The organism is Pseudomonas sp. 7-41, assembly GCF_021233075.1.
Lineage (GTDB): Bacteria > Pseudomonadota > Gammaproteobacteria > Pseudomonadales > Pseudomonadaceae > Aquipseudomonas > Aquipseudomonas veronii.
The window spans coordinates 3,676,369-3,700,835 of sequence record NZ_CP089551.1 but is presented as its reverse complement, the minus strand read 5'-3'; the positions used below and the strand labels follow the sequence as shown (position 1 = coordinate 3,700,835).

The window sequence follows — 24,467 nt, the reverse complement described above, 5'->3', positions numbered from 1 at the left end:
TTGCGCCTCGGCGCTGACCTCGCACGTGCTGTGCAGCTTTACCCGGTTTCCCTAGACCGGTCACTTAACCCCGCTTCGGCGGGGTTTTCTTTTTCTGCCCGATGGGTGTCTGCAATGGAGTTATCAGCATGGGCGAGCCAGCGAGCACGGCTGCAACTGTTGTCGTGGCCGGCGGTGCCGGTGCTGCTGTAACTGGGTTACTGACAGGTATTGATGGGCTCGCCGTGATCGGTGCTCTTGCCGGTGCCCTGGTGTTCTTCACCACCACCGAGGAGTTGCCTGTGTGGAAGCGGGTTGTCTTCCTGCTGGTCTCGTTCGTGATGGGCTATCTGTTTGCCCCGGGCATGGCTGAGCTGGAGCTGTGGGGCACTCGCCCGTTCAAGTACTCCGGCCCGGCAGCGTTCGGTGCATCGGTACTGGTGGTCACCGTTGCGCTCGCCATTATCAAACGTCGGGGTCTCGATGCTGAACAGCAGGGGAGGCAGGATGGATAGTCACCTGATGCAGGAAGTCCTAACCCAGGCAACGTTCTGGTTGTGTGTGGCGTTGTTCGTTCGCCTGTTCACCTTCCGACGCCGTGGCGCACGCTTCCGTCGAGACATGAGCTGCCTTGCCTGGTTGGTGATGGTGGCTTCTGGTGCGGTGATCGTTTACATCGGCAAGGGCCAACTGATCATGCCGCGCAACTCGTGGCCTCTGGTGGTACTGCTGGCCGTGTTCGTTGGGTCGGTGTGCCAGAGTTCGGGCAATCTGGCCCGGGTGTGGAGAGTTGGCTGATGAGCAAGGTGTCGGATGATCGGCGGGGCAGCAGCACTCAGCGTGGTTACGGATACAAGTGGCAGAAGTCTCGCGACGGCCACCTGCGGGAACATCCGTATTGCACCATGTGCTCGTCGGAGCATCGGCCCGTTGCCGCGATAATCGTCGACCACAAGATCCCGCCCAAGCTGAAAGAGGCTAAGGACAGCGGAGACCCGGTGCGGCTCAAAGCTGCATGGAAGCTGTTCTGGAATCCGGCGAACTGGGCGAGCCTCTGTAAGTTCTGCCACGACTCGACGAAGCAGCGGATGGAGCGGACCGGCACGGTCCCTGGCTGCAACGCTGACGGCCGTCCGGTGGATCCAGGGCATCACTGGAATCGGTGACCTCGGCCCGAAAACGCACCAAAAAAGCGCGCCCCGGAGGGTAGGGGGGGTGAAAAACCTTTTTGCGAATTTCTTCTAGACCGCTCGCCCCCCGTCGTGTGCAACGTCGGGATAAATGAGGGAGGGGGGGTATCAACAAAGTAGGGGTATTTATGGCCGGAAACGGAAACTCAGGTCGCCCTGGAACGCCGGCGGCGCTGAAATTACTGCAAGGAAATCGAGGTCGCGAAAATGTTAGCGACCTTCTGGCGCAGGTCGCGGCGCCGGCGGTACCGGTCGGCGCGCCGCCGATGCCGGACGTGCTTTCGGCTGATGCAATTGCCGAGTGGGAGCAGTTGGTCCCGGCGCTGATTTCGCTGGGCATCGTTTCTAAATTGGATTCGATGGCGCTGGCGACCTACTGCCAGGCGACCGCCGATTGGCGCCGGTACCAGCGGCTGATCACGAAGCGCAACGCCGCTTCTGATGATGACCTGGGCGGCGACATCCAGACCTTCAAAACCGGCGCGCAGCAAATGCACGTCCTTCGCCAACTCGCGAACGACGCCGAAAAGCGCGCCAACGCCGCCGGGGCTCAGTTCGGCCTGTCGCCTATGTCCCGGCGCAATCTGAAAACGTCGCCGGCGCCGCAAGGTGAGCTATTCCCCAATGAGCAACGAGACGCCGCAGACAAGTACTTCAACTGATGATCGCGTCAGCGCGTTTGCCCTGGCGGTGTTGGCTGGCGATATTGTCGCTGGCCCTGATGTCCGCAATGCCTGCAAGCGGCACCTGCAAGACCTCAAACACGGGCCAGCGCGTGGCTTGATTTGGGATCTGAGCAAGGCCAGCCGAGCCATAGGTTTTTTCGAAGAGGTGCTTTGCCTCAACGGCGGTGACTACGAAGGGATGCCGTTCCTGCTGGCTCCGTGGCAAGCCTTTGTCATCGGCAGTCTGTTCGGCTGGATGACGATGGACGGGTTCCGCCGCTTCCGTCTGGGCTACATCGAAACCGGTAAGGGCTCGGGAAAAAGCCCGCTGGTGGCTGGTATTGGCCTGTATGGCTTGGTGTCTGACGGAGAGCAGCGCGCCGAGATCTACGCCGCTGCAACCAAGCGCGACCAGGCCATGATCCTATTTCGTGACGCCGTGTCGATGGTCGACATGTCCACCAAACTCCGCACGCGCCTGGTGCAGTCGGGGCGCGACGAAAAGGTGTGGAACCTGTTCTACCCGAACACCAATTCGTTCTTCCGGCCGATCAGTGCCGACGAAGGTAAGTCCGGTCCACGGCCACACATCGGCTTGCTCGATGAGGTGCACGAACACAAAACCGCTGCCACCGTGAACATGATGCGCGCCGGGACCAAGAACCGCCGCAAGGCCATGGTGGTGATGATCACCAACAGCGGCTCCGACAAGAAAACGGTATGCGGTCAGTATCACGACCTGGGCGTGCGGATCTGCGCGGGCATTGAGGATGACGACAGCTTCTTTGCCTTCATCTGTTCGCTCGATGAGGGCGACGACCCGTTCAAAGACGAAAGTTGCTGGGCGAAGGTCAACCCATCGCTGGATCACATCGCAGAAGGCCAGGTCGATGGTATCCCGGGTCGTAAGTACTTGCGTGAGCAGGTGAAGGCGGCAAGGGGGTTGCCAGCTCAAGAGTCGGTGGTACGGCGCCTAAACTTCTGTGAGTGGACCCAGGCCGATGCACCATGGATATCGTGGGCGGTTTGGAAGCAGGCGGAAGAGCGTGTGCCGATGCGGATGTTGCGCAACCGGCGCTGTGTCGGGGGCCTCGACCTGGCAAGTACCACCGACCTGACGGCGTTCGTTCTGCTGTTCTGGCCGGCGCCGCACGATCCGCACTGGCGGGTGCTGCCGTACTTCTGGATCCCGGACGACGATCTGCAAGGCCGTGAGGACCGTGACAAGGTGCCTTATGCGATGTGGGTCAAACACGGACATCTTGAAACAACGCCTGGTCGAGCCATCAGCAAGCTGCATGTGTTGCGGCGCCTGGTGACGATAACCACGTACTTCGGCGTAGAGCGCATCGCCTATGACCGTTGGCGGATCGAAGACCTGCTGCAGCTCATGTCCGAATACGACATTACGCTGCCCGAGATGGTGGGGTTCGGCCAGGGCTTCAAGGACATGGGGCCAGCCGTTGATGAGTTCGAGCGTCGGCTACTGGGTCTTGCTCCCGAGGAAGAGGGCGAGGGTGTCATTGACCTCGATCCCACTGAGTGGGAACTGGTCGAAAGCGAGACGGTAGAAACCCTGCGGCATGACGGCAACCCGGTAATGACCTGGAACGCTGGCAACGCGGTGATCGTTTCTGACCCAGCCAACAACCGGAAAGCCGACAAGGCAAAGGCGACCGGCCGCATCGACGGTATCGTCGCCGCCATCATGGCCACCGGCATCAGCGGCAAAGCTGCCGGCGCAGGTGGCACATCCATCTACGATGAAGGGGTCGGTATATGAAATTGGTCATCCTATCCTGGCTATCCGGCCTGCTGGGCTTCTGCCTGTTGGTCGGCGGCGTGGCGATGGTCCACGTGCCTGCCGCGTGTGTAGTGGCGGGGGTTGGGCTAATGGCCTGGTCCCGGCTGGCGGATCGAGCAGCTGCTGCAATGAAACCCAAAGGAGGTTGAGCATGTTCTTTTCTAGCGTGCTCGGCGAAGGGCGCGGCAACCTCACTGAAACGGGGAGCGGCTTCTGGCGCGGCCTGATCGGTAGTGGACGCAATAGCACCGGGGTGAAGGTCACACCGGAGTCAGCCCTGGGGCTGCCGATCCTGCAAAACTGCGTCACGCTGCTGGCTGAGACCATGGGGCAGTTGCCCTGCGAGATGTACAAACGGTTGGACAAAGGCCAGCGCGAAGCGGCTATCAACCACCCGGCGTATGACGTGCTTCGGTACCAGCCGAACGGCTTCCAGACTCCGTATGAATTCATGGAATGCATGCAGGGCGCCGCTGGCTTGCGCGGCAACGGTTACAGCTTCATCGACCGGCGGGACGATGGCAACGTTGTGGCGCTTTGGCCGCTGCGCAACGATAAGGTGCAGGTGCTCAAGGGTGGCGACATGCTGCCGTACTACCGGATCGGCGGGGGGGAAGCTCTACCTATGCGGATGGTCCACCACGTTCGGTGGTTCAGCACGAACCACTACGTCGGGCTTTCGCCGATTGAGGTGCATGCCGAATCCCTCGGGCTTGCCCAGGCCGTAAGGCAGTACACGGGCAAGAGCTTCGCCAACGGCGTGACCGTCTCCGGCGTGATCGAGCGGCCGCGTGAAGCACCCGCGATTAAGGATCAGAGCAGCATCGACAAGATCGTCGATCAGTGGGGCCAGAAGTTCGGCGGCATGGACAACGCCAAGAAGGTGGCCTTGCTGCAAGAGGGCATGACCTTCAAGCCCGTCTCCATGAACAACGTGGATGCCGAGGTGCTGGGTATCCTCAAAACCACCGGTACCGATATCGCCCGGATCTACAAGATTCCATTGCCCATGGTCAACGATCTGGAGAAGTCGAACTACAACACCCTCGAGCAACTGATGATTCAGTTCGTGGTGTTCGCGTTGCTACCGTGGGTCAAGCGTCACGAACAGTCGATGATGCGCGACTTCCTGTTGCCTGCCGATCGGCGCAACTACTTCATCGAGTTCAACCTTTCCGGGTTGCTACGTGGTGACCAGAAGAGCCGCTACGAAGCCTATGCCATTGGACGGCAGTGGGGCTGGCTGAGTGCCAACGATATCCGTCGCCTGGAGAACATGCCACCGGTGACGGGCGGTGACATCTATATGCAGCCGCTGAACATGGTTGACGCGGGCAAGAGCGGCGCCGACTTGACCAACCCTGCGGTGCGCGCGCAGCTCGAAATGCAGCACGCACAAATTGAGAGGATTCTGGCGCAATGAAAAACTATCTGAGAGCCTCTAGCCTGCTGTTCAACCAGCCGCTGTTGGTGATGCCTGATATGTTGGACCTGGGCGTTCGCTGGGCCAACCAGGTGATGAGCTTGAACATCGTCAACATCGGTGGTCAGGGCGCTCCCGGCCTGTGGTCGGATGACGGAATGGACCGCATCGCGCAGCGTGAAGAAGAACGTCGTACCGCAATCGCCCGCTCCGGTATCGAGGTGATTCCGGTCAGCGGCGTGTTGGTCAGTCGCGGCAGCCATATCGGTATGTGCGAAACAATGACCAGCTATGAACAACTGCGTGCGCAAATTCGCAATGCGGTTGCTGACCCAATGGTCGAGCGGATCGTGCTGGACATCGACAGCCCCGGCGGTTCTGCCGTGGGGGCTTTCGAACTGGCGGCGGATATCCGCGCTATGGCCCAGCAGAAGCCGATTACCGGCATCGTCAACTTCATGGCCTACAGCGGAGGCTATCTGCTCGGCTCAGCTTGTACCGAACTGGTGGTGAGTCAGACCAGTGGTGTCGGTTCCATCGGCGTTATCGCAAGCCACATGGACCGCTCCAAGATGGAAGAGGGCATGGGCGTCAAGGTAACCACGGTATTCGCCGGGGCCCACAAAAACGATCTCAGCCCTCACGAGCCCTTGAGCGATCAGTCGCTCAAGTACCTCAACGACGTGGTGCAGGAGAGTTACCAGCTCTTCGTTAACGCCGTCGCCGAATACCGGGGGCTGTCCGTACAACAGGTCATGGCAACCGAGGCCGGGCTTTACCGTGGCCAGGCCGGCATCAGCGCCGGGCTGGCTGACCGAATGCAGAGTCCGCAACAGGCCGTTGATGATCTTTCCCATTCTGTCGCGGTCAGCCGGGCGAGCCGCCAGGGTGGCCGGATCGCGGTTCGCGCCGCTGCACTGAATCTTCAAACACTGAGCTGACCGCGTTCGCGGCACTCGTCGAAGCCCGCCTTGTGCGGGTTTTTTAATGCCCAGGAGGCACCATGTCCCTTGTACTTCAAATGCGTAGCGAACGCGCCAAACTCGTTGAGCAGGTCCAGGCCCTGGCCCAGATCGAGTCGGGCGGCGGTAATCTGACCGTCGAGCAACTGTCGCAGTTTGCGCAGTTGGAAACGCAGATCAACGAAATGACCGCGAAGATTACTCGCGCTGAAAGCGCCGAGCGTATTGCGGCAGCTGCTGCAGTGCCTGTCGAGGAAAGCGCGCAGGGCAACAAAGGCTCCCCAACCCACATCAGCGTTCACAGCGAACCAACGAAGCCGGGTGTTGCGATGGCGCAAATGGTGCGCCTGATGGTCCAGGCCGGTGGCAATCAGCACGTCGCTGCTGAAATGGCAAAGACGGGCGGTTACGGCGCCGATGTGCATATGGCCCTTTCCACTGTGACCCCGGGCTCCGGTGGTGTGCTGGTGCCCGAGAATTTCAGTACTAGTGTTATCGAATCGCTGCGGCCTAAGTCCGTGGTGCGCAAGATGGGCGCCATCAGCCTCCCGCTGAACAATGGCAACCTGACCATGCCCCGCGTGCTGGGCAACACTCAGGTGACCTACCTGGGCACCGAGGAAGACATTGCGATCACCGATATGCAGTTCGGTGACCTCAAGCTGTCCGCCAAGAAGGCGGCTGCGATCGTGCCGATCTCCAATGACCTGTTGGCGTATGCGGGCGTTAACCCGCGCATCGACTCCCAGGTCAGCAGCGATCTGGCGGTCAGCATGGGTCTGTCGGAAGATCTTCACTTCATCCGCGGCGCTGGCACTGGCTCGTTGCCGAAGGGCCTGCGCTACTGGGCCCTGCCTGGCAACGTGATGGGTGCGCCTGCTGGTGCAACGCTCGCCATTGTCGACCTGTACCTGGGCGGCATGATGCTGCGCCTGGAAGGGGCCAACGTGGACCTGGCTGGCTGTGGCTGGATCATGGCGCCACGCATCATCCGTTGGCTGCAATCGCTGCGCGACGGCAATGGCAACAAGGCTTACCCAGAAATCGACGGCGGTATGTTGAAGGGCTATCCAGTGGCACTGACCACTCAAGTGCCGGTCAACCTGGGCGCTGGCGGTAACGAGTCCGAGATCTACTTCGTGAACTTCGCCGACTGCTACATCGGTGAAGACACCACGCTGGCGATTGCGATCAGCACCGAGGCTTCCTACAAGGATGGCGCCGGTAACACCGTCAGCGCGTTCCAGCGTGATCAGACCCTGATCCGCGTGATCAGCAAACATGACTTCGGCCCGCGTCACGTCGAGTCGATTTCCGTGGGCACCGGTATTACTTGGGGCGCCGGTATGTAATCCCCTGGCCCTGCCTTTGGTGGGGCCAACTACTTGAGCAGGCAACAATATGACCGATATGAAAATCGTCACCTTCAAGAAGGAATGGCGCGGCTACGCGATCGGGGAAACCGCGGGCTTTGATCCTGCTGCTGCGGATGCGCTGATCGATGCGGGCCGGGCAAGACTTTATGTGGAAAAAGCTTCCACTGAAAAGGTAGTCACCCCGCCTGCCCGCAAGAAGGGTGCCGGCAAAAAGAATGCGGCCCAAAAGCCCGCTGATCAGCAGCCAGTAGATCCGCCGGAAGAAGAGCCGCCAGAGCAGGCGCCGCCGGAAAATCCGGCGGAACAGCAGGAAGAGGGCGGAACCGAAGAACGCGACGAGAAGCCGTAAGTCATGGCCCGTCGAATTGAGTACTTCGGTGAGCCGGTCCTGACGCTCGACCAGGTGGCATTTCAGTGTCGTGTTGAGCCGGAGGACATGGCGCCGGAACTGATCGAGCAAATCATCATCCCTGGCGTCACCACTCAATGCGAGTCGAAAACGGGCGCAGCAATTCGCGGTGCTGTTTACGAAGAAGAGTGGCCCGCAGACCGGCAGAGCGGGCATGCCCTCGATGTTGGCCAGGCAAGCGAAATTGTGTCGGTATTCTCCCAGCAGGCCAGCGGTAGCTGGGTGGAGCAGGGTGGGCCGTTTGACCTGCGCCAGGACCAGCGGGAAAGCTTCCTGTACTTCCCTGCAGTTCGTCCCGCTGGCCGGCTCCGCATCCGCTACAGGGCGGGGTTAGATATTGACCTTCACCCCGGCGTGCGCAATTGGCTGTTGATGGCAGCGGCGACAATTTACCGGTACCCAGAAGTGTTCCTGGTGGGGCACACGCTGGCCGAGTTGCCCTCAATGTTCCTTGATCACCTGGTGGCAGATATCACCGTGCCGCCGAGGTTCTAACTATGGCAATGCTTGAGCCCAGTGCCGGCGAGTTGGACCGGCGTATCACGCTGAGGTTGCGGTCTGACATCCCTGCGTCTGATCTGGGTCTCGACTCGCTGTTCACCGATCAGAAAAAACGGTGGGCAAAAATCGAGCCGGTCGGGACTGCGGTCTACGCCAACGGAGTTCAGACCGATGTGAAGATCACCCATCGTGTGACCCTTTACTACCTCAAAGGCATGAGCGATGCACATGAGGTCGTGCACGGTGGTTCGATTTACCGGGTGCGTCGGGTGGCCGATATGAACGGCGGTCACCGCTTCACGTTGCTGGAGGTCGAAGAGCTGGGCGCGGCCCAGGCGGGAGGCGGTATCTATGGCTAACTCAGTTGGCGTTGACGGTTACATTCATATCGAAGGCTTCGAAAAATTCGAACGCGAAGCCTTCGACAAGAAGAAGATCCGTGCGGCCATGCGCAAGGCCGGCAAGCTGGTGCGGCAACGGGCGCAGATGAACATCGCCCTGGCCCGAGGCCAAGACAGCTACCCCCTGAACCGGACTGGCGCGTTGCTGGGTTCGATCAACTTCAAGGTTTCCCGGTCTGGCTTCATGGTCAAGGTCGCGCCTTACAAGACCGGCGCCATGAAAGATTATTACCCGGCGTACCTGCACTACGGTGTGCGCCAGGGCAGCCGTATCAAGAAGTTGGCGCCCGGTGAAGGACGCGGCAAAAGCAACCGTCGGCGAAGTGGTGCAAGGGCGGTGTTGGTCGAAGCGCGTAAAAGCAATGGATGGCGGATTGAACCGCGCGCCAACTACATGTCCGACGCCCTGCAGGATTCCGGCTCGGAAGTTCGGGCGATCTTGAGCCGGGCTTTTGCTGATGCTCTCGGATAGGGCGCTCATCTCCCATAGATAGACCGGCCCGCGGCCCTTTACACCTGGACTTTCTCTATGCGAGTTACCCCAATCGTTGCACAACTACGCCAGTACTGCCCAGGCTTCGCAGGCCGTGTTGCAGGCGGCATTGATTTTGAAGCCGTGGCGGCAAGCGCCAAGCTCAGTCGGCCTTCTGCCTATGTAATTCCCGTCGGCGACAAGGCCGGTGCGAACGCGATCCAAACCGGCGTCCAGCAGGACATCAGCGACAAGTTCGACGTGGTGCTGGTCCTCGACACCCACGACGACCGCGGTCAGGAGGCCGCCGACCTGGTGCACGTTTTCCGCGCCGAGTTATGGCGTGCCCTCATCGGCTGGAAGCCTGGGCCGGAATACGACCTGATCGAGTACGAAGGCGGTGAGCTGATCTCGATCAACCGCAACCGCACGATCTACCGGTTTACGTTCGCCTCTGACTTCCAGCTGGGGCGCAACACCTCGGCCGAGCCCGCCGAGACCTGGCACGAGTATGAGCTTGACGGCTTGCCACCGTTCACCGGCATGACCATCAACATGGACTGCATCGACCCGGCAGACCCCAACTTGCAATCCCCCGGCCCGGATGGGCGTATCGAAGCGAAATTCTCAGGAGACGTAACACCATGACCAAGCGCATCACCGTGGTGCCGGCCGCTGGCCGGGCCGTACCTGATCCTGAGGCGGGCGACCTGTTGCCGGCAGCGGGGCGGGAAGTTCCAGACAACGCCTGGTGGCGCCGCCGGCTGGCGGATGGCGACGTTACAACCAAGGCCGTGAAAGCGGCGAAACCAGAGGGGGCAAAATAATGTCCATCGGATTCAGCAACATCCCGGCAGACCTGCGTGTTCCGCTGTTCTATGCGGAGATGGATAACTCGGCGGCGAACAGTGCGTCGTCGACCATGCGCCGGCTCATTGTCGGCCAGGTCAACGACACTGCCGTCAGTGACGATATCGGCTCCCTGGTGCTGGTGCCTAGTATGGCTCTGGCCAAGACTATTGGCGGTCAAGGTTCGATGCTGGCTGCAATGTACGAAGCCTGGCGCAAGACTGATCCCGTGGGTGAGGTCTGGTGTTTGCCGCTGCTGGCAACCGAAGGTGCAGTATCCAGTGCGACCGTGACGCTCGCGGGCGTGGCTACTGAGGCTGGGTTGCTGAACCTGTATGTGGGCGGTGTGCGCGTGCAGGCCACCGTCGTGAGTGCTGCCACTGCTGCCCAGGCGGCGTCGGCTCTCGCTGTGCGTATCAATGCTACCCCAGATCTGCCGGTGACTGCCGTTGCGGCAGAAGCCGTTGTCACGCTCACCTGTAAATGGAAGGGGGAAAGCGGCAACGACATCAGCTTGCAGCTCAATCGGTTGGGCAAGACCAACGGTGAAGTTATCCCGGCGGGGCTTACCGCCACGGTCACAGCGATGGCGGGCGGTGTTGGAGCGCCTGATCAGGTAGAGGCGTTGGCCGCCCTGGGCGACGAGCCCTTCGAATTCATCTGCATGCCTTGGTCTGACACCGCCAGCCTCAATGCCTGGAAGGCTGCGATGGATGACAGTGTGGGGCGCTGGAGCTGGGCCAAGCAGTTGTTTGGCCACGTCTACAGCGCCAAGCGTGGCACCCTCGGTACGCTGGTCGCGGCGGGCCAGGCGCGCAACGACCAACACATGACCATCCAGGCCATGGAAGTCGGCGTGCCGCAGCCGTTCTGGGTGCAGGCTGCATCGTTTGCGGCGCGTACATCGGTATTTATCTCGGCAGATGCCAGCCGTCCAACCCAGAGCGGTAGTTTGTCTGGGCTGGATCCGGCGCCGGCGAGCGAGCGGTTTACCCTAACTGAGCGTCAATCGCTGCTCAGTTACGGGATTGCAACGGCTTACTTTGAAGGCGGTAACGTGCGGATCCAGCGCGCTATCACGACCTACCAGAAGAATGCTTACGGCCAGTCGGATAACTCCTACCTGGACAGCGAGACGATGCATCAATCGGCGTTCATCATCCGCCGACTGCAAGGTGTGATCACCAGCAAGTACGGTCGGCACAAGCTGGCAAATGACGGTACCCGCTTCGGCGCCGGCGCGCCCATCGTGACGCCGAGCACAATCCGCGGTGAACTGATCGCCCAGTACGCCAAGCTGGAGTTGGAAGGCCACGTCGAAAACGCTGAGCTGTTCGCCCAACACTTGATCGTTGAGCGCGACGGCAACGACCCCAGCCGGGTAAACGTGCTGTTCCCGCCGGACTATATCAACGGTCTACGCGTCTTCGCGTTGCTCAACCAGTTCCGCCTGCAGTACGACGCTGCGGCTTAACGTCGACCTTGAACACCCAGCCCGCCACGCGCGGGCATTTTTATGCGCGGAGATAAACCATGGGACAAAAAGTAGCGGGCACGGCCTACGTCAAAGTAGACGGTTCCCAGTTGACGATCACCGGCGGCTGTGAAGCGCCGTTGATGGAGGTCAAGCGCGAGACGGTGGTACCGGGCTTCTACAAGGAAGAAGACTTGGCGCCGTGGGTCAAGGTCACTGCGGTGCATACCTCGGACCTGGACATCAAGAAACTGGTCAATGGTACGGACATGACGGTGACTGTCGAGTTCAAGAACGGCAAGGTCTACGTGTTGGCTGGCGCCTACCTCGTCGACGAGCCTAGTTCCAAGGGTGACGACGGCACCATTGAGCTGCAATTTGATGGCATCAAGGGGACATGGCAATGAGTGATCCGATCAAGCTGGAGCAGCCGATTGAGGCTCATGGCGAGCAGCTCACTGAGCTGACTTTGCGTCGGCCTACGGTGCAGGAAGTCAGGGCAATCAAGGCGATGCCTTACAAGCTCGACAAGAATGAAGATGTTTCCTTGGACATGGATGTTGTTGCCAAATACATCGCGGTTTGTGCGGGTATTCCACCGTCGTCGGTCAACCAACTGGACCTCTCAGACCTCAACTCTTTGGCTTGGGTGGTCTTTAGTTTTTTCACGACGTCGGCGTCACCTCAGCCGAAGACCTGATAGCCGTTAGTTACGACCTGGCCTGGTACTGGAGGGTCGACCCGGAACAGATGATGTCCAGATCGCTGGACCTCATCATCGAGTCGCAGGACCAGGCGCTGCGAATAAATGCATACCGGCAGGAACAATAATGGCGGACAAATTTCAGCTCAAGGCGTTAATCACTGGCGTCGACAAGTTGTCGCCAAAGTTAGCTGGCATTCAGAAGAACGTGGGCTCGTTCAGGAAAAACCTTGAAAAAACCGGCCTCGGAAAAATTGGAATAAAGGATCTAGTGACCGGCGGGGCGATGGCTGCGCCGTTTGCTGTCGGGATCAAATCAGCTGTTGCCTTTGAATCCGAGATGGCGAACGTCAACAAGGTTGTCGACTTCAAAACCCCTGAGCAATTCAAGCAAATGGGTGATGACATATCCCGTATGTCGGAAGTACTGCCAATGGCTGCCGGCGATATCGCCAAGATTGTCGCAGCCGGTGGCCAGGCAGGTTTTGCACAAAACGAACTGCTTGGGTTCGCGGAGGCAGCGGTCAAGATGGGCATTGCCTTTGATCAGACCGCCGACCAAAGCGGCGACATGATGGCAACGTGGCGGACATCATTCAAGATGACCCAGGGCGAAGTGACTGATCTCGCTGATCGGATCAACTACCTGGGCAACACTGGGCCGGCGAACACCAAGAAAATCTCTGACATCGTGACCCGGATCGGCCCTCTCGGTGAGATTGCCGGTCTCGCATCAGGTCAGATCGCGGCGCTGGGTGCAACGATGGCAGGGGTGGGGGTCGAACAGGAAGTTGCGGCTACTGGCATCAAGAATTTCATGTTGTCGATGACCAAGGGGGCGTCCGCGACCAAGGCTCAATCGCAGGCGTTCAAGTCCATTCGCCTTGATTCCAAGCAGGTCGCGAAGTCGATGCAGACGGATGCGCAGGGCACGATCCTGAATATCCTTGAACGTATCGGCAAGGTCGATGCTGCTTCACGTGTTGGCTTGTTGACTCAGTTGTTCGGTTCTGAGTCGGTAACCTCGATTGCGTCGCTGCTCACAAATCTTGATTTGCTCAAGGGTAACTTGAACAAAGTGGGGGATTCGACTCTGTACGCAGGATCTATGCAAAAGGAGTATGCCTCCCGCGCTGCAACAACAGAGAACAATCTCGGGCTTCTTCGCAACGCCACTAGTAACGTCTCAAAGGCGATTGGCAATGCTCTTCTGCCTGCACTCAACGGCGTAGTCGATGTCGTGCGGCCATTGGTGGTTCAGTTTTCGAAGTTGATAGAGGCCAATCCCGATGTCGTCCGTGGTGTCGCCGCTGCGGGCATTGCGTTTACCGCGCTACGGCTTGGGATCGTCTCGACCATCGTGGCGACCAAACTGTTGTCGTTCGCCATGAAAGCCAACCCCATAGGACTTGCCGCCACCGGCATTGCCCTGGCGGCGGGGCTGATCGTGTCGAACTGGTCCGCCATTGCGCCATACTTCAACGCGATGTGGGACAAGATCCGAGGTCCTACGCTGGCCGCGTGGGAGGTGTTCAAAACCTTCGCTTCGTATACGCCGATTGGACTTATTGTCGCCAACTGGGGGCCGCTGACGGAGTTCTTCAAGGCGTTGTGGGGCGTGGTGGTTGCTTTGTCGACGCCGGTGATGGACTTTCTTAAAACCATGTTCGATTGGTCACCCCTTGGCTACATCGTCAAAAACTGGGAGCCGATCAGCGCTTGGTTCCAGAGCCTCTGGGAAAAACTGCGACCGATCATTGAGCCGATGATGAAGTTCTTCGGTGGTGGCGAGGGCGGTGACGGTCTAATTAAAACCGCCACGGCTAAGGCTAATAATTTTGCCGAGGCGCAGCGGTTACGCAATGCGGGAGAGGGCGGTGGCACTGGTGAGTTCCTGCAGGTGAATGCTGCAGAGATAGTTCGCAATCAGCAGACGCTGCGCAACGTCACCCAGGGCGGTGCGGATGTTTCGAAGTTGCTGCGCCGCCCTGATCGGTCCACACCTGGCAGCGTACTCACGTCCGGGTCGCCGGTCTCGCTGCTGGCCCGGCCGGGGCAATTGGCAGCACCAGGGAGCGTGCCGCAGCAAGCCGCCCAGAACAACCGCACGCAGTTGAACGGTGAAATGAACATCCGGTTCACCGACGCCCCACCCGGGTTACGGGTGGATCCACCGAAAACCAATCAGCCCGGCCTGAGCGTCAAGCCCAGCGTGGGATATCGCACCGTGGGCTCTGGAGGATCGCAGTGACAAAGACCTGGCGCGATGACCTGCTGCCTGCGTCGTTCAGGGGAATCAAATTCCTGATCGAGCAGGCAGCGGTACCGGTTGGCCGCAAAGGCCAGTTGCACGAATACCCCCAGCGGGATGAGCCGTTCTTTGAGTCCCTGGGCAAGCAATCCCAGGTGCACAAGGTGAGCGCCTACGTCATTGGCGACGACTGTTTTGAGCGGCGGGATAAGCTGCTGGAAGCGCTTGAGAAAGAAGGCCCGGGCGAGCTGGTGCACCCCTGGCTCGGCCGGATGTTGGTCGATGTCGGCGAGTGCGACCTGACCCATAGCCGTACTGAGGGGGGCATGGCTCGCCTTGAGCTGACTTTCTACCCCAGCAAACCCCGCAAGTTTCCCACCGGCACTGCGAACACCCAGCAACAGGTGGTCAAGTCATCGGAAAGCCTGCTGGGCTCGGCGCTTCGCCGTTACAAGGCCGCGATGGCAGTAGTGGATAAGGCCAGGATCAACCTGATCGGCTTGCGCAACGGTTTGTCGAATGTGTACACGATCATTCAGCGGCAGTTCGCACCGTTCCTGGGGATTTTCACCAACCTCAGCGGTTTTATCCAGTCGCTGGTGAATTCGCCTTCGGCGCTCAGTGCGTTGTTTTCCAGCTACTTCAGCGACTTCTCTACCTCGGGCTTGTTCCGTACCGGGGTGAACCGCACCAGCAGCTCCACCGAGCAGGCCGGCAATGCAGCCGGCACGGTGACGGCGCCCAGCTACCGCAGCTCGGTCGCGGTGGCGTCACAGCACGTCGAGGCGGTGACCAGTATCAACACCATTCCGCAGGCCAGTGGAGCTGATACCACCGCAGCGGCGCAGGCGGTGGCGAACCTGGTGCAGGATTCGCTGCTGGTACAGGTGGCGCTGATCATCAGCGAGATGCCGGTGGCTACGCAGCCGGTGTCGGTGGAATCCACGCCGTCGATTGATCACCAGGCGGTGCAGCCAGTCGAGCGCCCGGAGGTTCCAGTGGCTGACGATGTGATCGAGCTACGCGATGCGCTGAGCGAGGCCATCTGGGAGGCGTCCCTGAAGGCCGATCCGGAGCATTACCAGGCGCTCAATACGCTGCGTCAGGCGTTGATCAAACACCTGACCGCTGTAGCGGCCTCAGGCGTGCGCCTGGTGAACATCACGCCCGCTGAAACCCTGCCGGCGCTGGTCTTGGCCTACCGTCGATTTGGTGATGCCACACGGGCCGGCGAGGTGGTGCAGCGCAACCGCATTCAACACCCGGGCTTCGTGCCAGCGGTACCGCTGAAAATCGCTCAGGAGTAACCCATGCTCGATACCGCAAACGCCGTCAGCCTGACCGTTGACGGCCTGGATTATGGCGGCTGGAAATCGGTGGAGATCTCGGCGGGGCTGGAGCGCCAGGCCCGTGACTTCAACCTGAGCATCACCTGGCGCTGGCCTGGGCAAACCGTTTCGATACCCATCCGCCAGGGTGCCAAGTGCCAAGTGCGAATCGGTGGGGATTTGATCCTCACCGGTTGGGTGTTCTCCACGCCGATCAGCTACGACGATAAGCAAATCACTTTGTCGATCGCCGGCCGCTCGTTGACCGCCGACCTGGTGGACTGCGCGGCGGTGAACAAGCCGGGGCAATGGAAAAATCAAGGTGTGCTCAGCATCGTAAAAGCTCTGGCAGCGCCCTATGGGCTGGCCGTGCGCAGCGAGATTCCGGAAACGGGCAAGCTGTCAGACCATACGATCGAGCCCGGGGAAACGGCTTTTGAGTCCATTGATCGGTTGCTGACTCTGTTCCGTGTGTTCTCCACCGATGACGCCAAGGGGATGGTGGTACTCGCTAAACCGGGAAGTGAGGGTAGGGCGATGGACGCACTCCAGCTCGGCAAGAATGTGCTGGCAGGCAACACGCAGTTGGACTTTTCCACTGTGTTCTCGGAATACCAGGTACTTGGGCAGCGCAGTGGCACCGATGACGACTTCGGCGAAAAGACGGCAGAGGTGTCTGCCTCGGTCAGCGATGATCGGACCACACGTAAGCGCGTGTTGATCATCCACGAAAGCGGCCAGATGACGACCACGCTGGCCCAGAGCAGAGCCAACTGGGAGCGCGGTCAGCGCATGGGCAAAGCCTTGAGTACCACCTACAAGGTGCAGGGCTGGAGGCAGTCGAACGGCGCGCTGTGGCGTCACAACATGCTGGTGCGCGTCGTCGATCCAGTGATCGGCTTTGACCGCGACATGCTGATTGCCGAGGTCACTTATTCCCTGGGACCCGAAGGCACGATCACCACCATGGTGGTGGGCCCGCCGGATGGGTTTGAACCTGAACCCCATGACCCGCACAAGAACAGAAAACTCAAGAAGGGCGGCAAGGCCGACAACTTCGAATACCTGCTGCCCGCTGATTGGAAACCCACCGAATGAGCCTACTCAACCGAATGCTGGTGCGCGGTACCGTCGTCCTGGTGGATTCGGCCAGGAAGCTCCAAGCCTTGCAGATGCGCCTCACCGCCGGAGAGGTCAAGGATAGCCTTGAGCACTTCGAACCCTACGGCTTTACCAGCAACCCGTTGGCCGGGGCCGAGGGCATTGCTGCCTTCGTTGGTGGTGATCGATCCCACGGCGTGCTGCTGGTGGTCGCTGATCGCCGGTACCGGATTCAGGAATTGAAACCGGGCGAGGTGGCCATCTACACGGACGAAGGCGACAAGGTGCACTTCAAGCGGGGCCGCATCATCGATATCGAAACCGAGACCCTGAACATCAAGGCCAGTACGGCGGTGAACATCGATACACCGGTGATCAATCAGACCGGCCAAATCAAATCGGATGGCGATCAAGTCGCGGGGGGTATTAGCCAGATCAATCACCCACACGGCGGTGTTTCGCGCGGCAATGATCAGTCCGGGCCGCCGGTAGGGGGTGGCGGATGACCATCGAGCCAAGCCTTGAAACCTCACTGATACGCGCTGTGGTGATCAGCTTGTTCACATGGCGGCGTGCTGCCACGGATGACCCGGTGGACGACGATGAGCGTTTTGGCTGGTGGGGTGACAGCTACCCCACCATTGCCGATGACCGGATCGGCTCCAGGCTGTGGCTGTTGCGCCGCGTGAAACTCACGGCGGATACCCAGCGTGACGCCGAGTTCTACGCACGCGAAGCACTGCAATGGTTGCTCGATGACAACCAGGTGCTGGAGGTCGAGGTGGTCAGCGAGCGCGCCGACAGCTACCGCCTGAACCTGCAAGTGATCCTTACCGTTTTTACGGGCGCCCGCCTGAAAATCAACTCAAGCCAACTGTGGCAGGTGATCTATGCCGTTTGAAACTCCGTCACTTCCCGTGCTGGTCAGCCGCACGCAGAGCGACCTGGCTGGTGACGCGCTTCGCCGCTCGGATGCCCAGGTGCTTGCCAGGGCGTTAAGTGGTGCTGCGTATGGTTTGTATGGATACCTGGATTGGATCGTAGAGCAAATCCTGCCCGACACTGCTGATGAAGAGACATTGGAGCGGATCGCCAGCCTGAGGCTAAACCAGCCTCGCAAGGCGGCTCAGCCGGCGTCAGGTCAGGTTAGTTTCACTGCGGCCGCACTCGCCGTCGTGGATGTCGACGCTGTGCTACAGGCCGGTGATGGCCGGACCTACAAAGTCACTACGGGCAAGACGACAGTGGCCGGTACAAATAGTGTCTCCATTGAAGCCGTAGACGCCGGGGTAATGGGGAATGCCGATCCTGGATTGGTACTGACCCCTGTCCAGCCTATTGAGGGAGTCGCTATTACGTTCACGGTGCTACCGCCCGGATTGATCGGCGGCATTGCCCTGGAAAGCCTTGAGTCACTGAGAGCACGGGTGGTGCGCTCCTACCGTGTGGTTCCTCACGGTGGTTCTAAGGACGACTACGAGACCTGGGCTTTGGAGTGTGCCGGAGTAACTCGGGCCTGGTGCCGCCGAAACTACATGGGACCCGGCACTGTTGCGGTATTTTTCATGCGTGACGGTGATGCTGATCCGATTCCTGATGCGGCCCAGCTGACCGAAGTGCGGGAATACATCGAGCCCTTGCGTCCTGTCACGGCTGAGCTGTATGTGATTGCTCCCGTGTCGGCACCGGTGACATACCGTATCCGCCTGACGCCGGATACCGGCCCTGTCCGCGCCGCTGTTCAGGCGCAACTGATCGACCTCCACAGTCGTGAAGCTGGACTAGGGGATGCTTTGTTGCTGACCCATATCGCCGAGGCTATTAGCAGCTCTACGGGCGAGACTGACCACAAGCTCTTAGCTCCGGTAGCCGATGTCCCGGCTGCTGCAAATCAGCTCCTGACATTTGGGGGGGTCACATGGTTGGCTTAAGAGACGCCACGCAATATCAAACACAGCTACGGACTCTTTTGCCGGCCGGTCCAGCATGGGACCCGGAGTTGGTTCCCGAGTTAGAAAAGATCCTGTTGGGAGTATCCCAAGAGCTTGCTCGAATTGACGTTCGGGCATTTGACTTGATCAACGAGATGGACCCGTTGGGCGTAAATGAACTCGTGCCTGAGTGGGAGCGCGTCATGGGGTTGCCTGACCCATGTATGGGTGACAGTCCGGCGTTTGAAGATCGCCGGCTGGCGGTGCGTCAACGCTTGGTAGCGGTCGGGGGGCAGAGCCGCGCTTACTTCATCGATATTGCCATTCGACAAGGCTATCCGTCCGCAGGTATCACCGAACGGCGAGCCCCTCGATTCGGGCGCTCACGATTCGGGGCGGCGCACTTCGGTACCTGGGCAGCACAGTTCATGTGGACGCTTAACTCGGGCCCGAGGCGACGTCTGGGGCGACGATTTGGTGCCAGTTTTTGGGGGGAGCGGTTTGGGGCGAATCCTAGTGGCGCGCTTGAATGCGTTATTCGTCGTAGCTCCCCGGGGCACACATTGGAATTTATTGATTATGGGGTTGATGACTGATGGACTTTCCTAAAAGCGTGCCCAATATTGGTTTAGTCAACGGGCGATTTGTAGATGAAAATACCGCGACGGGTCAACCAGGATCGCTTATCCCATCGGTGTGGGGAAACTCGGTTACTCTCGAAATATTAAGTGTGTTGTCGGCAGGTGGAATCATCCCCGACGAGACAAAAACCAATCAGTTGGCTCTCGCAATAAGTAAAATTGTTGCTGGTGGCGTCACGTGGGGGGACATTAAAGAAAAACCAACTACTTTAGAGGGAGCTGGAATAACCAATGGCACTCCCTCGAATGCTGTTTCCAGCGACTATAGCAATTTAAACAAAACTGCTTTGTACTTTCTTGGGAATGGGAGTACTGCTAATGCCCCGCCCGGTTTCTCAGGGTCTGGTGCTATTAATCACCTTTTATCTGATTATGCGTTTACTCTCGCGTACAGCTTGGCTACTGACGCAGTATCTTTTCGCAGGAAAACCCCTGCGGGATTTGGAGAGTGGCGCACCATTTGGCACTCAGCTAATTTTGACCCGTCTTCAAAAGCTAACTTGGCCGGTCCTGTATTTACTGGCGTGCCTACAGCTCCTACAGGCGCTGCCGGATCGAATAATACTCAGATCGCTAACTGCGCCTTCACATGGATCGCGATCAATACTTACGCTACAACAGTAACGCTAGCGCTTTCGGGTAAAGCCGACAAAGCTACTAACTTGTCAGGGTACGGATTGATACCAGCTACAGTGGCTGAGGTAGCGGCTGGTTCCGATAATGACAAGCCGGTTACGGCGTTAGGTTTAACAGGGCAGGACCCTTGGGCGTTGCAACCAATTGGTGTGCCGATTCCTTTATTTGACAACATTGCACCAAGTTCAACGCCGCCACGGAATAAGGCTTATCGTTATATCACTCTTACCGCCGGCGATAGTTATAATTCCGGTGTGTTGATTAGTGAGGCAGTAGCAGGGGTGGCGCCGCTTGTCGTGGCAACTGCGGTAATTAATTTGGCGGGCAGTCCAGTCAATGGAAAAACTGTAAGCCTGATCAATACGGAGCAGCGTGTACTCAGGGGTTCGGCCACGCCTGGGATTCTGCTTCAGGACGCACTGCAAAATATCACGGGCGGATTGTCAGTGGCATCAGTAGGCGGGGCGACGGGTTCTTTCACCTTCACAAACGAGGGTAGCGCCGCTGTGTTCAACGGAGGCAATAATCGTGGGGCTGTTCAGTTTGATGCCTCCAGGGTTGCACGCACGGACATAGAAACCCGAGCAAAGTCGGTAGGCGTTACTTATTACTTGAGGATTAAATAATGCCATTTGCTGCGTTTAACAGAATCGCGCAGGATTCGTTTTCGGGATCCATAGAGATCACGGAAGAACAATACCTGGAGGGTTTAAACGGGTTAACGAGCGGGATGGAAGTAATTGTTGAGGGTGGATTTCGAGTAGCCGCCCCGATCCCGCCCGGGCCGGAACCGATTCCGGAGCCCACTACGGAGGAGCTTGTCCAGATGGTTTTGGCGCAGCGTGACCAGCTGCTGACCGTTGCCGCGATACGAATAGCGCCATTGGCAGACGCAGTAGATTTGGGGGAGGCGAGCGAGGCAGAAGTGGCCTTATTGAAAAAGTGGAAGCAATACCGGGTGTCGCTCAATCGGATCGATCAACAGGACGGTTTTCCGCAAAGCATCGAGTGGCCAGAAATCCCCGCCTGATAGATCTGAAACCCCAAATGCCGCCACAGAGCGGCTATTTTTTTGCTTGGAGAAAAGTATGACCGTGACAGAAAAAGAGCGGGACACCCTGGCGCGTACGCTGTGGGGTGAGGCCCGCGGCGAAGGACTGGCCGGGCAGATCGCAGTGGCCTGGACCATTCGCAACCGCGTATTCGATGGCAAGGCGAACTCATGGTGGGGGGAGGGCTACGCGGGCGTGTGCCTGAAGCCTTGGCAGTTCAGCTGCTGGAACCAGAACGATCCGAACTACGCGTACCTCAGCGGCGCCAAAGCGATTCCGGCCCCGCAATTTGCCCAGGCCCAGCGCGCGGCTGACCAGGTGATCGCCGGCACAGTTGCTGACCCTACCGGCGGTGCTACGCATTACTACGCGACCACAATGCCGAAGGCTCCGGCGTGGGCAGCTAAGGCCAAGCAGACGCTGCGCCTCGGACATCACGTTTTTTTCAAGGACGTACCGTGATGACACCAGGACAGATTCTGGCGGCAATCCTGCTGGCGATGGCAATTAGCGCCGCCAGTATCTGGAAGGTGCAAGACTGGCGCTACGGCGGAAAGCTGGCAACGCAGGCCGGCCAGTTCCAGACGGACCTGGGGATGATAAGCGCCGTGGCCGCCAAGCAAGCACGCGACGACACCGGCCGGCGACTTACCCTGGAGCGGCAACTCGCCGGCCAAGACCAAGAACACTCCCGAGAGTTATCCGATGCCCAACGTAATCAGGCTCGCCTGCGCGATCAGCTTGCCACTGCTGATGTGCGGCTGTCAGTCCTTCTTGACGCCACGGATTCAGCCAGTGGCTGTAACGTGCCTTCCGCCACCGGCACCGTCGGCGTGGTTCATGCAGCCCGTCGAGCCCAACTTGACCCGGCGCATGCTCAACGAATTATCGCCATCAGTGACACCGGTGACCAAGGACTAATCGCTCTACGGGCTTGTCAAACTTATGTGAAAGAGCTACAAAAATAGTGACGACGGGCTATGGTAACAATGGAATAAGTTTATAAACATAATTTGAGTCGTGTTGCATTCCACAGAAAATAGTCATCGATTTTGTGGTTTCTTCTGTGCTGAGCTCTATTTTTTGTTTATTAAAAACAACTGCGGTCTCTGATGGCCAGATTTTTATAACTCGGCTATTTTTTGAGTTTGATTTTGTTATTCGATTTATGCTTGAGTCTTCATGGCTTAGAATGTGGATTGTGATATGGCCGATCATAAAAGTTGTAGATCGAATGTTGGGTTTAATTTGCTCGGCAATGTATCGGGTTAGATGTAAGTATGTTCTGTGCCAAGCCACCACGCCGCTTTGGGCGCAGTGCCCTAGCCATACTCTTACGTTGGGGGGAGGGGACTTGTAAGCATATAAATAATTTGTGTCGGATTCAGTGTAGCCGGAGGTGTTACTTTCAAGTATGTCCCACTTCATGGCAAGCATTGTGGCCCATAAACTTAATGTATGGGTTTCTTCTTTTGATATGGTAATAGGGTCTTGCTGTTTTAGCTTTTCATAGATAGGGATAATCTTATTCTCGATTTCGCTCATCCATCCATTGTTGCATGTGATACAGACCTTTTTCGTTTGTAGGCTTAGTATGGGGTTTTTTGAACTTCTCGGAAAGCTTTGAGTCGAAATATGAGCCTCCTCTTTTCTGATTGTTAGTGTCCGGCTGAAGGATTTGTTGTGTGATTTTTCAGTGATATGGCTTCTCAGCCACTGAGGAAACATATGTTCTTTTGAAGGGTTTTTATGTCTGCAAAACATGCAAGTATTCTTGTATTGTTCTTTTGCCATTTTATTTCACTACATAGAGGTTTTTAGAATTCTAGCATGCTATATCAATAAGGGTGGCAGCAGTCAAATATACCTGTGAGCAGAAAGGAAAACGTGTCGGAACAGCTCAAATCTTGGCTTGTCAGCAAATTTTGCTGGCGCGCGTAGGTGCAAAGCCTTCTATTTCAAACCCAGCGCAAGTCGTTTCAATTCGTCATCCTCCCGTTAGCTTGGGCTGACTGATGCGTTGAGGTCGCTGATTCCTTTGCGCATCGGCGGGCTTTCTGCGTCTCGCTGGGGGACTGATTTTCAGGTCTGGGCCTAATCCGGCGAGCTTTAGCACCCCGAGAATGAGTGGGCAAATTTAGTTAGTTATGGCTCAAATTGTTTCATTCCCTTCCATTCGAACGCATAAATTATGTCCTGTATTATTTTCTGCAACTCATGCATCGATTCTGGCGAAATATCTACTTCACCATAATGACCGTCAGCTTTAGTGCAGCCGAAAAGGTTACCCATAAAACAGTCAAACATGAGCACTTTTGCGCCAGGCGCATGTACATATTTTTTAGGGTCTTGATAATCCAAGGGTGGCTTTTTTCCCTTGTATGGTCTGCCCAGTCCGCGGGTTCTGTCTTCTAGGTGTTGAATCGTATCGCGAACGCCCTGTAAGTCAGGGAATAAATCCAGAAACTGCTGACGCAAAACACCTACCTCGGGAGGGGCGCTCGCATTTTCTGTAATTGCTTTTAAGAATTTCCCAACGCTATCCAAAGCTTGTAGGTAAGCATGCGCAAAAATCTTGAGCTTGTTGCGTTCCAGTTTTTCAGGCAAAACTCCTTTGTCTGTATTTTCCCTTGAAAATCTTATTGTTGCTTCTAGTTGAATATCATCATATATGTCATTGTCGCCGAGGCGTGTGAACTCCTGGAGGTTTCCAAACTCTTGTAGAACCTCCGAAAATAATTCAGACCTCCTCTGTCTTTCTATTTCCCAAGTATCTTTGTCAAATTTAGATGACTCGTAGGCTCGGCGCTCATAAACTAAATTCAGCGCCGTATTTGCATCGAAGAAGTGTTTTTTTAAGTAACCAATTTGACTAGTTAGCTCGCGTGACGTTTCATTGTCGGCGATTACAACTTCACTGCCGGGAGTAAGTAACTCAAATGTAAACATATTTATGCTTTCCTGAGTTGTTTGGTTAACTGCATGACTGGGAATTGTCGTGCTACACCAGAAAGGCAGGCAGTCCGAGTCCTTCGCAGGACTCCCTGCATGATTGTCAAAAGGGAAGTCCTTCGTCAAGGATGCTGTATATAAATACAGTCGTGTATTTTTGGATCCACGCTGCGCTGGAACAAGCTACTAAAAGTAGCTTCAATGAGCGGATTGATTCAATATCAGGATGGAAAACCATTCCGCAACGGATTTTTAACCCCTTGAGAAATCTAGTCATTAAAGCTACTTTGAGATCGTTCGTGCGGAATGCATCTGACGGTAAGTTATTGTTCGTAAAGACATTATTTGTGGATTGCAAATCCGCCTA

The 24,467-nt window shown here is 57.7% G+C and carries 30 protein-coding genes; 28 read left to right on the top strand and 2 right to left on the bottom strand.

Annotated features, from left to right (window positions below; all coding sequences use genetic code 11):
• Positions 1 to 128: 128 nt before the first annotated feature.
• From LQ249_RS16520 to LQ249_RS16385, 28 genes are all read left to right on the top strand, one after another.
• A complete protein-coding gene (locus tag LQ249_RS16520; protein ID WP_056783444.1) occupies positions 129 to 494 on the top strand; it encodes a putative holin in 366 nt (121 codons plus the stop codon).
• Positions 487 to 777, top strand: a complete 291-nt coding sequence (locus tag LQ249_RS16515; RefSeq protein WP_170060878.1) for a phage holin family protein — start codon at positions 487 to 489, stop codon at positions 775 to 777. The genes LQ249_RS16520 and LQ249_RS16515 overlap by 8 nt, the downstream gene beginning before the upstream one ends.
• Positions 777 to 1,145: an HNH endonuclease gene (locus LQ249_RS16510; RefSeq protein WP_232565664.1), complete on the top strand. Its 369-nt coding sequence runs from the start codon at positions 777 to 779 to the stop codon at positions 1,143 to 1,145. Before LQ249_RS16515 ends, LQ249_RS16510 begins: the two co-directional genes overlap by 1 nt.
• A gap of 152 nt (positions 1,146 to 1,297) precedes the next feature.
• Positions 1,298 to 1,831 carry a phage terminase small subunit P27 family gene (locus tag LQ249_RS16505; protein WP_232565663.1) on the top strand — a complete coding sequence of 178 codons (534 nt, stop codon included), beginning with the start codon at positions 1,298 to 1,300 and terminating at the stop codon, positions 1,829 to 1,831.
• On the top strand, positions 1,794 to 3,617 hold the full coding sequence (locus LQ249_RS16500; protein WP_232565662.1) for a terminase large subunit: 1,824 nt from the start codon (positions 1,794 to 1,796) through the stop codon (positions 3,615 to 3,617). The genes LQ249_RS16505 and LQ249_RS16500 overlap by 38 nt, the downstream gene beginning before the upstream one ends.
• A gap of 172 nt (positions 3,618 to 3,789) precedes the next feature.
• A complete protein-coding gene (locus LQ249_RS16495; protein WP_079443939.1) occupies positions 3,790 to 5,061 on the top strand; it encodes a phage portal protein in 1,272 nt (423 codons plus the stop codon).
• On the top strand, positions 5,058 to 6,002 hold the full coding sequence (locus tag LQ249_RS16490; RefSeq protein WP_232565661.1) for a S49 family peptidase: 945 nt from the start codon (positions 5,058 to 5,060) through the stop codon (positions 6,000 to 6,002). The genes LQ249_RS16495 and LQ249_RS16490 overlap by 4 nt, the downstream gene beginning before the upstream one ends.
• A 62-nt stretch (positions 6,003 to 6,064) precedes the next feature.
• Positions 6,065 to 7,375, top strand: coding sequence for a phage major capsid protein (locus tag LQ249_RS16485; protein WP_232565660.1), 1,311 nt, complete (start codon positions 6,065 to 6,067; stop codon positions 7,373 to 7,375).
• A 49-nt stretch (positions 7,376 to 7,424) separates the two neighbouring features.
• Positions 7,425 to 7,748, top strand: coding sequence for a hypothetical protein (locus LQ249_RS16480; RefSeq protein WP_232565659.1), 324 nt, complete (start codon positions 7,425 to 7,427; stop codon positions 7,746 to 7,748).
• A gap of 3 nt (positions 7,749 to 7,751) precedes the next feature.
• Positions 7,752 to 8,303: a hypothetical protein gene (locus tag LQ249_RS16475; RefSeq protein WP_232565658.1), complete on the top strand. Its 552-nt coding sequence runs from the start codon at positions 7,752 to 7,754 to the stop codon at positions 8,301 to 8,303.
• Between the two features lie 2 nt (positions 8,304 to 8,305).
• Entirely contained in the window at positions 8,306 to 8,668 is a 363-nt protein-coding gene (locus tag LQ249_RS16470; protein WP_126585634.1) for a phage head closure protein, read from the top strand.
• The gene (locus LQ249_RS16465) at positions 8,661 to 9,182 is read left to right on the top strand and encodes a hypothetical protein (protein WP_232565657.1); all 522 of its coding nucleotides are present in this window, start codon (positions 8,661 to 8,663) and stop codon (positions 9,180 to 9,182) included. The genes LQ249_RS16470 and LQ249_RS16465 overlap by 8 nt, the downstream gene beginning before the upstream one ends.
• A gap of 57 nt (positions 9,183 to 9,239) precedes the next feature.
• Positions 9,240 to 9,830: a phage tail terminator protein gene (locus LQ249_RS16460; RefSeq protein ID WP_232565656.1), complete on the top strand. Its 591-nt coding sequence runs from the start codon at positions 9,240 to 9,242 to the stop codon at positions 9,828 to 9,830.
• Entirely contained in the window at positions 9,827 to 10,009 is a 183-nt protein-coding gene (locus LQ249_RS16455; RefSeq protein WP_232565655.1) for a DUF2635 domain-containing protein, read from the top strand. The genes LQ249_RS16460 and LQ249_RS16455 overlap by 4 nt, the downstream gene beginning before the upstream one ends.
• Positions 10,009 to 11,505, top strand: a complete 1,497-nt coding sequence (locus LQ249_RS16450; RefSeq protein ID WP_232565654.1) for a phage tail sheath subtilisin-like domain-containing protein — start codon at positions 10,009 to 10,011, stop codon at positions 11,503 to 11,505. Before LQ249_RS16455 ends, LQ249_RS16450 begins: the two co-directional genes overlap by 1 nt.
• Before the next feature lie 59 nt (positions 11,506 to 11,564).
• Positions 11,565 to 11,912 (top strand): phage tail tube protein, encoded by a 348-nt coding sequence (locus tag LQ249_RS16445; protein ID WP_079443929.1) that lies wholly within the window; start codon positions 11,565 to 11,567, stop codon positions 11,910 to 11,912.
• Positions 11,909 to 12,205, top strand: coding sequence for a phage tail assembly protein (locus LQ249_RS16440; protein ID WP_079443928.1), 297 nt, complete (start codon positions 11,909 to 11,911; stop codon positions 12,203 to 12,205). The genes LQ249_RS16445 and LQ249_RS16440 overlap by 4 nt, the downstream gene beginning before the upstream one ends.
• Positions 12,206 to 12,335: 130 nt before the next feature.
• Positions 12,336 to 14,459, top strand: coding sequence for a phage tail tape measure protein (locus tag LQ249_RS16435; RefSeq protein ID WP_232565653.1), 2,124 nt, complete (start codon positions 12,336 to 12,338; stop codon positions 14,457 to 14,459).
• A complete protein-coding gene (locus LQ249_RS16430) occupies positions 14,456 to 15,766 on the top strand; it encodes a DNA circularization protein (RefSeq protein ID WP_232565652.1) in 1,311 nt (436 codons plus the stop codon). The genes LQ249_RS16435 and LQ249_RS16430 overlap by 4 nt, the downstream gene beginning before the upstream one ends.
• A gap of 3 nt (positions 15,767 to 15,769) precedes the next feature.
• On the top strand, positions 15,770 to 16,885 hold the full coding sequence (locus LQ249_RS16425) for a phage baseplate assembly protein (RefSeq protein ID WP_232565651.1): 1,116 nt from the start codon (positions 15,770 to 15,772) through the stop codon (positions 16,883 to 16,885).
• Entirely contained in the window at positions 16,882 to 17,394 is a 513-nt protein-coding gene (locus LQ249_RS16420; RefSeq protein WP_232565650.1) for a phage baseplate assembly protein V, read from the top strand. Before LQ249_RS16425 ends, LQ249_RS16420 begins: the two co-directional genes overlap by 4 nt.
• The gene (locus LQ249_RS16415; RefSeq protein ID WP_232565649.1) at positions 17,391 to 17,789 is read left to right on the top strand and encodes a phage GP46 family protein; all 399 of its coding nucleotides are present in this window, start codon (positions 17,391 to 17,393) and stop codon (positions 17,787 to 17,789) included. The genes LQ249_RS16420 and LQ249_RS16415 overlap by 4 nt, the downstream gene beginning before the upstream one ends.
• On the top strand, positions 17,779 to 18,819 hold the full coding sequence (locus LQ249_RS16410; protein WP_232565648.1) for a baseplate J/gp47 family protein: 1,041 nt from the start codon (positions 17,779 to 17,781) through the stop codon (positions 18,817 to 18,819). The genes LQ249_RS16415 and LQ249_RS16410 overlap by 11 nt, the downstream gene beginning before the upstream one ends.
• Complete coding sequence (locus tag LQ249_RS16405) at positions 18,807 to 19,415, top strand: YmfQ family protein (protein WP_232565647.1); 609 nt, start codon at positions 18,807 to 18,809, stop codon at positions 19,413 to 19,415. Before LQ249_RS16410 ends, LQ249_RS16405 begins: the two co-directional genes overlap by 13 nt.
• Positions 19,415 to 20,722 carry a hypothetical protein gene (locus tag LQ249_RS16400; protein WP_232565646.1) on the top strand — a complete coding sequence of 436 codons (1,308 nt, stop codon included), beginning with the start codon at positions 19,415 to 19,417 and terminating at the stop codon, positions 20,720 to 20,722. Before LQ249_RS16405 ends, LQ249_RS16400 begins: the two co-directional genes overlap by 1 nt.
• On the top strand, positions 20,722 to 21,126 hold the full coding sequence (locus LQ249_RS16395; protein ID WP_232565645.1) for a tail fiber assembly protein: 405 nt from the start codon (positions 20,722 to 20,724) through the stop codon (positions 21,124 to 21,126). The genes LQ249_RS16400 and LQ249_RS16395 overlap by 1 nt, the downstream gene beginning before the upstream one ends.
• Positions 21,127 to 21,184: 58 nt before the next feature.
• Complete coding sequence (locus LQ249_RS16390; RefSeq protein ID WP_232565644.1) at positions 21,185 to 21,610, top strand: cell wall hydrolase; 426 nt, start codon at positions 21,185 to 21,187, stop codon at positions 21,608 to 21,610.
• The gene (locus LQ249_RS16385) at positions 21,610 to 22,116 is read left to right on the top strand and encodes a lysis system i-spanin subunit Rz (protein ID WP_232565643.1); all 507 of its coding nucleotides are present in this window, start codon (positions 21,610 to 21,612) and stop codon (positions 22,114 to 22,116) included. The genes LQ249_RS16390 and LQ249_RS16385 overlap by 1 nt, the downstream gene beginning before the upstream one ends.
• Before the next feature lie 10 nt (positions 22,117 to 22,126).
• On the opposite strand, the gene LQ249_RS16380 is transcribed toward LQ249_RS16385, so the two are convergent.
• Entirely contained in the window at positions 22,127 to 22,942 is an 816-nt protein-coding gene (locus LQ249_RS16380) for a hypothetical protein (RefSeq protein WP_232565642.1), read from the bottom strand.
• 351 nt (positions 22,943 to 23,293) lie between these two features.
• Positions 23,294 to 24,097, bottom strand: a complete 804-nt coding sequence (locus LQ249_RS16375) for a hypothetical protein (protein WP_232565641.1) — start codon at positions 24,095 to 24,097, stop codon at positions 23,294 to 23,296.
• Between the last annotated feature and the right edge of the window lie 370 nt (positions 24,098 to 24,467).

Bases quoted from the DNA above. Each gene is read 5' to 3' on its own strand.
- LQ249_RS16520 (WP_056783444.1), top strand. From the start codon at position 129: ATGGGCGAGCCAGCGAGCACGGCTGCAACTGTTGTCGTGGCCGGCGGT.
- LQ249_RS16515 (WP_170060878.1), top strand. From the start codon at position 487: ATGGATAGTCACCTGATGCAGGAAGTCCTAACCCAGGCAACGTTCTGG.
- LQ249_RS16510 (WP_232565664.1), top strand. From the start codon at position 777: ATGAGCAAGGTGTCGGATGATCGGCGGGGCAGCAGCACTCAGCGTGGT.
- LQ249_RS16505 (WP_232565663.1), top strand. From the start codon at position 1,298: ATGGCCGGAAACGGAAACTCAGGTCGCCCTGGAACGCCGGCGGCGCTG.
- LQ249_RS16500 (WP_232565662.1), top strand. From the start codon at position 1,794: ATGAGCAACGAGACGCCGCAGACAAGTACTTCAACTGATGATCGCGTC.
- LQ249_RS16495 (WP_079443939.1), top strand. From the start codon at position 3,790: ATGTTCTTTTCTAGCGTGCTCGGCGAAGGGCGCGGCAACCTCACTGAA.
- LQ249_RS16490 (WP_232565661.1), top strand. From the start codon at position 5,058: ATGAAAAACTATCTGAGAGCCTCTAGCCTGCTGTTCAACCAGCCGCTG.
- LQ249_RS16485 (WP_232565660.1), top strand. From the start codon at position 6,065: ATGTCCCTTGTACTTCAAATGCGTAGCGAACGCGCCAAACTCGTTGAG.
- LQ249_RS16480 (WP_232565659.1), top strand. From the start codon at position 7,425: ATGACCGATATGAAAATCGTCACCTTCAAGAAGGAATGGCGCGGCTAC.
- LQ249_RS16475 (WP_232565658.1), top strand. From the start codon at position 7,752: ATGGCCCGTCGAATTGAGTACTTCGGTGAGCCGGTCCTGACGCTCGAC.
- LQ249_RS16470 (WP_126585634.1), top strand. From the start codon at position 8,306: ATGGCAATGCTTGAGCCCAGTGCCGGCGAGTTGGACCGGCGTATCACG.
- LQ249_RS16465 (WP_232565657.1), top strand. From the start codon at position 8,661: ATGGCTAACTCAGTTGGCGTTGACGGTTACATTCATATCGAAGGCTTC.
- LQ249_RS16460 (WP_232565656.1), top strand. From the start codon at position 9,240: ATGCGAGTTACCCCAATCGTTGCACAACTACGCCAGTACTGCCCAGGC.
- LQ249_RS16455 (WP_232565655.1), top strand. From the start codon at position 9,827: ATGACCAAGCGCATCACCGTGGTGCCGGCCGCTGGCCGGGCCGTACCT.
- LQ249_RS16450 (WP_232565654.1), top strand. From the start codon at position 10,009: ATGTCCATCGGATTCAGCAACATCCCGGCAGACCTGCGTGTTCCGCTG.
- LQ249_RS16445 (WP_079443929.1), top strand. From the start codon at position 11,565: ATGGGACAAAAAGTAGCGGGCACGGCCTACGTCAAAGTAGACGGTTCC.
- LQ249_RS16440 (WP_079443928.1), top strand. From the start codon at position 11,909: ATGAGTGATCCGATCAAGCTGGAGCAGCCGATTGAGGCTCATGGCGAG.
- LQ249_RS16435 (WP_232565653.1), top strand. From the start codon at position 12,336: ATGGCGGACAAATTTCAGCTCAAGGCGTTAATCACTGGCGTCGACAAG.
- LQ249_RS16425 (WP_232565651.1), top strand. From the start codon at position 15,770: ATGCTCGATACCGCAAACGCCGTCAGCCTGACCGTTGACGGCCTGGAT.
- LQ249_RS16420 (WP_232565650.1), top strand. From the start codon at position 16,882: ATGAGCCTACTCAACCGAATGCTGGTGCGCGGTACCGTCGTCCTGGTG.
- LQ249_RS16415 (WP_232565649.1), top strand. From the start codon at position 17,391: ATGACCATCGAGCCAAGCCTTGAAACCTCACTGATACGCGCTGTGGTG.
- LQ249_RS16410 (WP_232565648.1), top strand. From the start codon at position 17,779: ATGCCGTTTGAAACTCCGTCACTTCCCGTGCTGGTCAGCCGCACGCAG.
- LQ249_RS16405 (WP_232565647.1), top strand. From the start codon at position 18,807: ATGGTTGGCTTAAGAGACGCCACGCAATATCAAACACAGCTACGGACT.
- LQ249_RS16400 (WP_232565646.1), top strand. From the start codon at position 19,415: ATGGACTTTCCTAAAAGCGTGCCCAATATTGGTTTAGTCAACGGGCGA.
- LQ249_RS16395 (WP_232565645.1), top strand. From the start codon at position 20,722: ATGCCATTTGCTGCGTTTAACAGAATCGCGCAGGATTCGTTTTCGGGA.
- LQ249_RS16390 (WP_232565644.1), top strand. From the start codon at position 21,185: ATGACCGTGACAGAAAAAGAGCGGGACACCCTGGCGCGTACGCTGTGG.
- LQ249_RS16385 (WP_232565643.1), top strand. From the start codon at position 21,610: ATGACACCAGGACAGATTCTGGCGGCAATCCTGCTGGCGATGGCAATT.
- LQ249_RS16380 (WP_232565642.1), bottom strand. From the start codon at position 22,942: ATGGCAAAAGAACAATACAAGAATACTTGCATGTTTTGCAGACATAAA.
- LQ249_RS16375 (WP_232565641.1), bottom strand. From the start codon at position 24,097: ATGTTTACATTTGAGTTACTTACTCCCGGCAGTGAAGTTGTAATCGCC.